8 protein-coding genes are annotated in these 10,000 nt (G+C 31.5%); all 8 read right to left on the bottom strand.

The window, feature by feature from the left end:
- Positions 1 to 110 precede the first annotated feature (110 nt).
- Positions 111 to 1,673 carry an STM4011 family radical SAM protein gene (locus CHB72_RS24880; protein ID WP_176431615.1) on the bottom strand — a complete coding sequence of 521 codons (1,563 nt, stop codon included), beginning with the start codon at positions 1,671 to 1,673 and terminating at the stop codon, positions 111 to 113.
- Positions 1,666 to 2,940, bottom strand: coding sequence for an STM4012 family radical SAM protein (locus CHB72_RS24885; RefSeq protein ID WP_176431616.1), 1,275 nt, complete (start codon positions 2,938 to 2,940; stop codon positions 1,666 to 1,668). The genes CHB72_RS24880 and CHB72_RS24885 overlap by 8 nt, the downstream gene beginning before the upstream one ends.
- Positions 2,930 to 3,811 carry an STM4013/SEN3800 family hydrolase gene (locus CHB72_RS24890; protein WP_330397130.1) on the bottom strand — a complete coding sequence of 294 codons (882 nt, stop codon included), beginning with the start codon at positions 3,809 to 3,811 and terminating at the stop codon, positions 2,930 to 2,932. Before CHB72_RS24890 ends, CHB72_RS24885 begins: the two co-directional genes overlap by 11 nt.
- A complete protein-coding gene (locus CHB72_RS24895; RefSeq protein WP_089285567.1) occupies positions 3,795 to 4,808 on the bottom strand; it encodes an STM4014 family protein in 1,014 nt (337 codons plus the stop codon). The genes CHB72_RS24890 and CHB72_RS24895 overlap by 17 nt, the downstream gene beginning before the upstream one ends.
- 8 nt (positions 4,809 to 4,816) lie before the next feature.
- Entirely contained in the window at positions 4,817 to 5,668 is an 852-nt protein-coding gene (locus CHB72_RS24900) for an STM4015 family protein (protein ID WP_089285568.1), read from the bottom strand.
- A gap of 554 nt (positions 5,669 to 6,222) precedes the next feature.
- Positions 6,223 to 7,044 carry a phosphoenolpyruvate hydrolase family protein gene (locus CHB72_RS24905; RefSeq protein ID WP_176431617.1) on the bottom strand — a complete coding sequence of 274 codons (822 nt, stop codon included), beginning with the start codon at positions 7,042 to 7,044 and terminating at the stop codon, positions 6,223 to 6,225.
- 2 nt (positions 7,045 to 7,046) lie between these two features.
- Positions 7,047 to 8,267, bottom strand: a complete 1,221-nt coding sequence (locus CHB72_RS24910) for a Tm-1-like ATP-binding domain-containing protein (protein ID WP_089285570.1) — start codon at positions 8,265 to 8,267, stop codon at positions 7,047 to 7,049.
- A gap of 80 nt (positions 8,268 to 8,347) precedes the next feature.
- Positions 8,348 to 9,556, bottom strand: coding sequence for a phosphoenolpyruvate hydrolase family protein (locus CHB72_RS24915; protein WP_242975272.1), 1,209 nt, complete (start codon positions 9,554 to 9,556; stop codon positions 8,348 to 8,350).
- Between the last annotated feature and the right edge of the window lie 444 nt (positions 9,557 to 10,000).

A 10,000-nucleotide genomic window follows, 5' to 3' on the forward strand; every position in this document is an offset into this window, starting at 1 on the left:
TTTTTATTGTTACCAAAAATTAAGTATAATTCTCATAAATTACTACTGATTATGAATAAAAAAGCATGGAAAGCGGACTGATTTTACGCAACCTGCCGTCCCCTTGATCGTTATTTAGAAATATATGGTATATGCTCTATATCCATTATATAATGTGCTATATCTTTAATGTGCTGTGGTGCATCTGTTGTAGCTACTGAGTGTTTGTATTTAGATAACATTTCTAGATCATTTTGGCTATTACCTACTACTAGTACAAAATCTACATGGTATCCATTCCATTGGCATATTTGTTGTATACCTAATGTTTTGCTGGCACTGTGATGCTGGATATAGCTTTTTGCATTTTCTGATGTGACTTGTGTGTTATTATACTTTGGTAGTTTATGTGCAATACTACTAGGTAGTAGTATTCTAATGATGTTTTGTTGATCTATTTTGTCTATAATAAGGTGCCTAGAGCTTAGGTGTATGACTGCTGGATTTTCTAGTATTTCCTTAGCTTGTATTTGATGATGTATTGTTTTGTGACTGATTTGGTCTATAATATATGCTCCATTAGAAAATACTCCACCCGATATATTTTTCCATATACTTTTACACTTTTTGTGTGCTTGTTCATAGGATAAAGATGTAGCTAGGTATATGGGAGCGTATTTTTCGAGATTTAGTATGCTTTCTGCTGCTGTACTACGTATATTTCCTCTTGAATCTGTTAGTGTCCCATCTATATCTAAAAATATTGCCTGAAAATCTTTTTTGAATGGTATTCTTACTGGCAATAGCTCTCCGAAAAAGTTTTCTAGTTTAGTTTTTTCTAGATTTGAATATGCTAAGTAACAATCACAGATTTTTCGAGTGCAAGTAAATTTATAATTAGATGATTCTGATTGGCTATGATATATATTGTATAATATCTTTTTATTTACATGACAAGGTAATACATCTCCATTTGCTTCTAGGAAAAAGCTGCTGCGAGATGCTGAGCATTTTTCATATAATTTTATAGATGGATTTAATATTTGCTTTGTATTTGTGCTTTTAAGCCTAATAGTATTGAGTTCATATTCAAATAAAGGATCGATATGTTTCAATACTCGGATGTCCTCTGCTGAATATTTGTTTTTTTGCCTAGATTGAGCGTTAAGCCAAAGATATACATTGGGGTCTAGCTCTTGCTTAAGCTCTAATATTTTATCTATTGTGCCTGGTATGGCTACCATACCTACGCTAATGTCTAAATATTTATGTAGATAATTAGCTTTTTCTGCAAAATGTTTGGCTGAAACCATTGTAGGGTGAAAGCTTGCCCAAAGTTTGATTTTATCTAGGGATACTTCTTTTTCTTGCAATTTGGATAAAAATAATTTGGGATCAAAACTTAAATTTGTCTGTATACTTATGTATTTAATTTTACCTAATCGTGCAAATTTAACTAGATAGTCCATATAGTATGTATGTACTAAACCTTCTCCATATGGTGTGAAAAATATGGATATATCAGAATCAAATATAGTTTTTTGTATAAAGTCAAAAAAATTTTCTAGTGCTTGTATGTCTTTTTGTATTTCTATTTTGCTATGCTTTTTTTTTGCAAATGGACAGTAATAGCATGTATAATTACATGATGATAGATAACCTCTGTAGTATATATGTTTTGCTTGTTTAATCATTTGCATATTTCTCCATTTGTTGTTTTACCGTGTTAGATATTAACATAGGACCTATGTAATCGGATAGTGACATACCTTTATCTGTAAGTTTGATGTGAGTGTTTGTGCGTTTTACCCATCCTTTGTTGAGTAGCTCAAAGTCATGTTCTGGGTCTTTGTCAAATATAACTTTGTAGTCTACTATACTGATTCCACTATGATATAATAGGTTTTTTATTATAAATCTTCTTTTTTGTTCTTCTTCATTAAGTATATATGTGTTAATGCCTTGAAAGAAATCTTGTTTTTGAATGTAGTTTTGTAGCTGTTTTATACATTTACTTGGATGTGAGGTGTAAGACTCACAAAAATGTATATTATTTAAGTATGTTCTACCACCACAGCCTAGTGATATCATATTTTCAAATCCACAACTAAGGTTAACTTGAGGTTTGACTTTCACAAATCTTCTCATGGATGTTTGAAAATATCCATGAGACTTGAGATATGCACTAACTTCAAGATACATTTTATATTGCAGCTGCCTTTTTATGACGAAGTTGCCATATATTTTAGTATTTGGTTTTTGATAAAGCGGATATACAAATATTTCATCTGGATCATATGTGAGTGCTACTTTAGCAGAATATAGCAGTGTGTCTATGGTTTGATTTGGTATCCCATATATGAGATCAATGTTTGTGTTTTCAAAGTCATAGGTTTTAATTAGTTCTAATGCTTTATGTGCTGAGTTTACCGAGTGCATTCTTTGGATTACTTCTATTTCTTTTTGTACAAAGGATTGTACTCCGATACTTACTCTGTTGGTATTTTTGTCGTATAAATAATCTAGTTTTTCTTTAGTAGTTTGATTTGGTGAAGTTTCAATAACTACAAATGTTTGTTCTAGATCTATTTGGTAGTCTTTAATAGCTAATTCAAATAGTGCGTTTAGCTGTGTTACGCTAAGTATGAGAGGTGTACCTCCCCCAAACACTAATGAGCTAAATCTACTATTTTTTATATCTAATTCCTGTTTTAGCTGAGTACTGTGTCTTTCTATAGCGGATATATAGCTATCTATTTTATTTTGCTTTCCTATAGGTATAGAAAATAGATTGCAATATCCACATTTGCTATCACAAAATGGTATATGAAAATATAGCCCAATAGGATATTGAGCTATATCTAAATTATATTCTTTTAAATTTAATCTACCTATTTGTTGATAACTAGTTTTATGAGGATAACTGTACATATATTGATTGTATATATTTTCATAGTTCATTTGCATAATCTCCTAAAAAGAAATGTTTGTATGGCACTGTATATACTATTTCATGAGATAGACAGTGGAAGTTATATCCGTCTTCTCCATAGCAGCTTCCATGATCTGAGCATACAATTACAAAAGTTTTTCCTCTTTTTTTGAACATGTCAAATAATCTGTCTATATGAGAATCTACATACCTTAGTGCGGCTGCATGAGTATGTACGTTATCTTCCCTTTCACCCTCTAAATAAAAGTTGTTTGGGTAGTGGATACTGTCTATGTTGACATACATAAATATTCTTTGGTCTGAACTATATTTGTCTAGCTTCTTTTCTATAACGTTTAGTTGGTTTTCGAAGCTTTCTTTGATATGGCAACTAAATGATGGATGCCAATAACTATATTTAAACAGGTTAGGAAGTATTCTATTTATTTCTGTTCTTTTATTAAAAAAACCTACTCCACCTATGCATAATGTTTCATATTCCACTTTTTCTAGACCTTCTATAAAGCTAGATCCTTCAAATAGAAATGCTGACTTTGGTGTTGCCATACTAGAAGAGAATTCTTTTGGCATAAAAAGTCTTTCTCTTTCAAATAGTGGTATCGGCTCTGCAGGACTTGGAAGTGATCCTACGAACATAGCCATATGGGATGGAAATGTATAGTTGCCTGGAGCGTGGCATTTACGCCATTTACCATAGCGATTGAGTACAGGAGTATTGTTGTTTTCTTGTTCTTGGTATGCTACGTCGTATCTGAGTGTGTCTAAGCAAACGAATAATATATCATATTCGCCAACTATTTGGTTCATGTTGACTGAGTATTTAGCGTTTTTTACGTCTCCAATAACCTTTTTCGGTACTTCATTACTTATTTTTGTCACTTTTAATCATCCTTACCACTTGATTAGTGTATATTTTGTTTTCATTAAATATGTCATTATATATCAAGTCACCTTGGCCATTTATTTCAATAATCATAGGCTTTTGCTTTTTACCGCTTAGCAGTATATCTATACCAGCACTATTAAGTCCATCAAAACAAGCTACCCCTTTTGAGCAAAGTTGATGTATATCTACTAATATGTCTTTACTTAATGCTAAAGTTTCTATAGCAATAGCCTTGTTATTTAAATGTAGATTTGTTATAGCTGAGCTTGAAGAACCCCGAGCTAGTATATGGTCTATCTGCCCAAACTGAAATACTACCCTTATATCGTATATGCTGTCTCCAATTTTGGGTTTTGGTATCCATTTTTCTACTATGCAATCCTGTTCTAATATAAAGTTTATTAGTTTTTGTATTTGAGATTCATCATTAATTTTAAATATTTGTTTTGTATTTTCAAATCTTTCACCTATGTTTTTAATACAAGTCTGAAGGATTTGTGTTTTGCTGTTAGGATGTATGCGATATGCTATTACTCCAGCTGCACCAGAGCCAAATCTTGGTTTTATAAATACGCTGTGTATGGCATTTGTTAGCATATATTCCTTTAGTTCATAAAAATTAGTAAAAGTTTTATCTAACATAGGCGTAGTATCTATATGATTTTTTAGTAGTATTTTTTTACACTGTTTCTTGTCTAGCGTTTTCCATATGGCACTAGGCTTGTTTAAAAACTGTATCCCTTGCATATGTTCTAGTTTTTGCAACTGTTTGTTAAAACTATATACTAAACCATTTAGTTCTTGCAAACTGCTAGTTTTATATTTTGGTGGATCTATTTTTATAATATCACCTGATTTTAGTTGATCTAAAAAATAAACCAAGTTTGAATTTATATCCCAAAATTCAAACTTAGTTTCTAATTTAGCACAAGCCTTACAAAAATAGTCATATCTTTTTGTGTCTTTTTGACCAATTAGATGTATACTCATATTATGCCCTATTCTGTTAGCATAGGATAGTTGCCGTATTCATCATCGTTTTCCATTTGTTCGTCAAGATTGATTTGAATTGGCAGTTTTTTTAGTTTTTCTATATATTCATCAGTAATAAAATTATAATGCAAATTTAGCAACTGTAAATGTTTTAATTTATCTATATTGTCTATTATGATTTGAGCTCCTTTATCTGATAGTGTTCCATTTGAAAAATCTAAAATTTCAAGATTTGATATCATTTCACTATTTAGAGTTACTTCTACTATTTCATCTTGTATTTCACTGTTGCCTAGTCCTAAATATTTTAGGTTTTTTAAGTGAGGATTTTGTAATAGTTTTTTTATATCTTCTATGTCTCCATCGAATCCATAGTTTTCTACACCAAAGTATAGATTGAGTTTTTTTATTTTAGGTAAATATGATTCCGCTATTTCTTCTATTACACTTTGTGGTAATCCTCCACATATAATTTCTAGTGATTCTAAATTTTGATGGTTAAGATTTTTTAAGCTTAATCCGTTACTACCCTTTATAGTTAAGTGTTTTAGATTTGGTAATTCAGATATTAGTTCTGAGTAGTTACCTTGCTCTATCCAAGATACTTCACACTCTTCAAATGTCATATCACCTACATATAAACTTTCTATATGTAAGATTTTTTCCTTATTGGCTACTAATTCATCTAAAATTGACTGTACAGAGTTTTCGTAGGATTCACCCCAACAACCTATTATGATTTCTTTTAATTCTTTAATCTCTGGATCACTTAATATTTCTTCTGCCATGGTATGAGCATCTTTGTCTCCATCTTCATAATCTTCATAATCATAAAAATATTTTTTTGAATTTTTCATTGTATCCACCCTTTTCAGTATTAGTTTTTTTATTATTTCATATAATTTATTGGATAATTGTAAAAATTTATGTATTTATTGTATTTATTGTATTTATTGTATTTATTGTATTTACAAACTCAATTATAGCTTATTTACCATTATATTAACAATAGTAAATTCGAACAAATTTATTGTTAAATTAATATTTAAATTTGATTTAAAGCAATTTGTTGCGGATAATAACGAAGAAGCGACAGCATCCTTTTTTTATTTTATCGAATCATTTTTTGAATCACTACATTACTTTTAAAGTGATGTTATTATATATAATTTTTATCTATAAACACAATTATAATTACAGGACTTGCAATATACATTTTAGTGTTATTGTATTATTGTAAATATGATAAGTATTTGGGTGCTATCCATTAACCAATACTGCTTTTTTAGAGTATAAAAAAGCCAAGACCATGTTGATACGGCCTTAGCTCATTTTTATTTAATCAGTGTAAATTTTCTAACGATTTTATATTTATTTAATCTCCAATTTGTTTGCCTTGTGCCTATCCATCTTATTTCTTGATTGCTTTGAAGGCTTCCGTCTGGGTTTTGATTCCTCTTTCTGCTGCAAACCTTTCTATACTAGATGCACCGAAAAATCCATGAACACCTTTTGTGTTCTTTATAATGTATTTTGCATCTTCTGGTTCAGCAATAGGTCCCCCATGACAGATTACTAGAATGTCTGAATTTACTTCTTTTGCTGCATCCGCAATTGCTTGTACACGATTTGCACTTTCTTCTAATGTCAAAGCAGTTTGAGCACCGATACTCCCCTTTGTAGTTAATCCCATATGGGCAACAATGATATCTGCTCCTGCTTCTGCCATTTTCTTAGCTTGGGTGACATCAAAAACATAGGGAGCAGTCAGCATATCAAATTCATGTGCTTTTCGAATCATATCAACCTCTAAATCATACCCCATACCTGTTTCTTCAAGATTTTGTCTAAATACACCATCTATCAATCCTACAGTTGGAAAGTTTTGAACCCCTACAAATCCTTGTTCTTTCAATTGTTTTAGGAAAACATCTATGACTCTAAATGGATCAGTTCCATTTACTCCTGCTAATACTGGTGTATTCTTAATAACAGGTAAAACTTCCGATCCCATTTCTACTACAATTTGATTGGCATCACCATAGGCTAATAATCCTGCAAGCGAACCTCGTCCAGCCATTCTATATCTGCCAGAATTATAAATAATTAGCATATCTGCTCCACCAGCTTCGCTACTCTTTGCAGTAATACCCGTACCTGCTCCTACCCCTAATAAAATTTCTCCCTTTTCTAATTTCTTTTTAAAATTGGCAACAATCTCTTTTCTAGTCACATCTATTCCTCCATTTTTCTTTCAATCATTTCAATTAATTTTTTTGCAGCTGTTTCAGCAAATTTTTTGTCATTAATTTCATTGTCCATTTCAAGAACTTCCACTACATCATTTCTCAGATTATCTTTTAATGTCTCTATAAGCATTTGATCTTCCTCTTTTCCCTCAAAAGCTCCACCCTCAACATCAAGACCAGAAAATCCTTTCAATGGTATCATAAGAATAGTATTTTCCTTTGCCATATTGAGTTTTTCTGCAATTTTCTCGCCTAGTATTTTATTTTCTTCAAGGGTGGTTCTCATTAGCGTTACAGAGGGATTATGTTTATAAAATTTTCGGCCTTCATATTTTTTTGGCACTGTATCATAGGGTCCAAAATTCACCATATCTAATGCCCCTAAAGATACTACCTGCGGTACTTTATTTAAAGATGCGGCTTCTAATCTATGGGGGCCTGCATTTAATATCCCACCGAATAATTCATCACACCACTCTGTTGTAGTTAGATCTAATACACCTTCAATAAATCCATCATTGATTAAACTCTCCATTGATCTTCCGCCAATGCCCGTTGCATGAAATATCAATACTTCATAACCTTGTCTTTCTAAATAGTCTGTTGCAGCTGTAACAGCTGGGGTTGTCAATCCAAACATTGTAGCCCCAATAAGTGGTTTATCACTTTTATATTCTTCTGATTCAAATTTTACCATCCCTGCTATTGCATGAGCTGCATTTTGGAATATTTTTGTAGAGATTGTATTCAATCCAGATACATCAACTACTGATGGCATCATAACCAAGTCGCTGGTTCCAACATAAAATGAAGTATCTCCCGATGCAACAGTGGAAACCATAATCTTAGGCACTCCAATGGGTAGTGCTCTCATACCTGGAGTTGCAATTGAAGTCCCGCCAGTACCACCAAATGCAATAACACCATCAAACTTTCCTTCCTCATACAGCCTGGGTACAATCTTTTCCATAGCCTTAGAAAGAAGGTCCGTTGCATAAGCTCGATCTTTTTTCTTTTGAACCATCTTAATGTCCACATCAATTTCTCTTAGTATTTCTTCATTGGATACATCCACTGGATATGACGACTCAAAAACTCCAGTATTCATTGTAAAGGTGTTTAATCCTAATTCTTCAATAATACTTTGCACATAAGTAAGTTCTCTTCCTTTTGTATCAAAAGTTCCAATAATTGCTATCGTTTTCAATTGATTCCCTCCTTTTTATTATTTATAATTTTCTAATTATTATATTATCCAACTAACTCGTACCTTTCTATGCTTTTATATTACTTCATCTTGTCATTTGATGACATCCTATAATTTTTAGGGGATTGTCCATATCTTTTTTTAAAGATTTTACTAAAATTCGAGTAATTATCATATCCTACATTTCTTGAAGCTTCTTCATTAGATATATTAGAAAATGTTGTTACTATATTTATAAATTTATCCAAACGAAAGGTTATAAGATAGTCTGTAAAATTGGTGCCAACATTCTCTTTAAAAATTCTACTGAGATAAGATTGAGACAAATGTAGTATTTGAGCCAAATCAGATAAATTAATTTGCTCACTATAATGTTTACTAATATATTCTTTCACAAAATTAATATATTCATAAGTATGATGATATTGTAACTCTATGGTATCTAATACAGGATCATTCATTCTATTTACATGTTTAAACTCCAATGTTTTTCTCGTAATAGCATCCTCATAAGGTATCCTATCAAATATTGATCCCCCAATATAGCCCATAGTTGTTGTATTTTTATACATAAATTGCACATCAGCTTCCTGCTGAATGGGACCACCATATATGGTTTTAAATATATATCTATCCTCTTTATCAATCACTTGAAAAATATCATTTGTTAAATTTTTTGCGGATACTAGAGAAAGTGCTTGTTTGGCTCCCAGATTTCCTCCTCTTGTAAGCCCCAAGTGAACACAAATCATATCGGCACCTGCTTGTATCATTTTCTTTGCTTGTTCTACATTAAATACAAATGCTATTGTAAATAAATCTATTTTATTCGCTAAATAAATCGCTTCCACTTCTTGATCATAAGATATTCCGTTAATCTCCAAATGATTACCAATGGTGCCATCTATTAATCCAATGGTAGGATAATTATTTATCCCATGAAATCCTGCATTTTTGATATTTTTAATGTATGTTCTTAAATTAATCATTGGATCAGTAGCATTTAGCCCGAAAATTATTGGCACATTCTTTATCAGAGGAATGAGTTCTTTGGATCCAAACTCCATAACCATATTATTACTGTTTGAATTCGCCAAATAACCTGCTAAGGAACTCAGTCCCATTTGTCGATATTTACCCGAATTCAATGCAAGTATAATATCAGCCCCACCCTTTACAGCATTAAGGGCTGATATTCCCGCACCTACAGATATCCCAATAATATATCGATCATCTTTTATTTCTTTTTTAAATTTCTTTCTTATATCAGCTTTATCCAGATTACTCACCCCCTATTCTTTTCTATACCTTAACATAGTTATTCTAAACTTTTCAATAGTTTCTTATCTCTCTAAACCCTTAAGTGTCAAAAGGGCAAGGTTGTCGGCAGGTTAAGATTTTTGAACGATTCCTCTATTAAGACCTGTTAATTTTTCAATTTGCCTTATTAATAAACGATATTTTTCTTTGAATTTTTTTGAGATATCTGCTTCCTATTGAAATATCAAAAAACTCTATTTCTATAGGATTTTCCACATACCTTACTTTCTTAACTGTTTCTCTTACACTCTTCCCTCTTTATTGTGTACTTCCTATTTCAGATTGCTATGCCTTAGATGACGTTGTCAATAACCTCGTCAGAGCGCGCCAAAAATCCAACAATTGGATAAGACAATCTTGATATAGCATACATAAAATCGCCCATAATAGTAGTAAGGACGGTGATATTATGA

This window comes from Anaerovirgula multivorans, from assembly GCF_900188145.1.
Classification (GTDB): domain Bacteria; phylum Bacillota; class Clostridia; order Peptostreptococcales; family Natronincolaceae; genus Anaerovirgula; species Anaerovirgula multivorans.

What these genes read in the sequence shown, in the direction of transcription:
- CHB72_RS24880 (WP_176431615.1), bottom strand. Translation starts at nt 1,673, where the DNA reads ATGATTAAACAAGCAAAACATATATACTACAGAGGTTATCTATCATCA.
- CHB72_RS24885 (WP_176431616.1), bottom strand. Translation starts at nt 2,940, where the DNA reads ATGAACTATGAAAATATATACAATCAATATATGTACAGTTATCCTCAT.
- CHB72_RS24895 (WP_089285567.1), bottom strand. Translation starts at nt 4,808, where the DNA reads ATGAGTATACATCTAATTGGTCAAAAAGACACAAAAAGATATGACTAT.
- CHB72_RS24900 (WP_089285568.1), bottom strand. Translation starts at nt 5,668, where the DNA reads ATGAAAAATTCAAAAAAATATTTTTATGATTATGAAGATTATGAAGAT.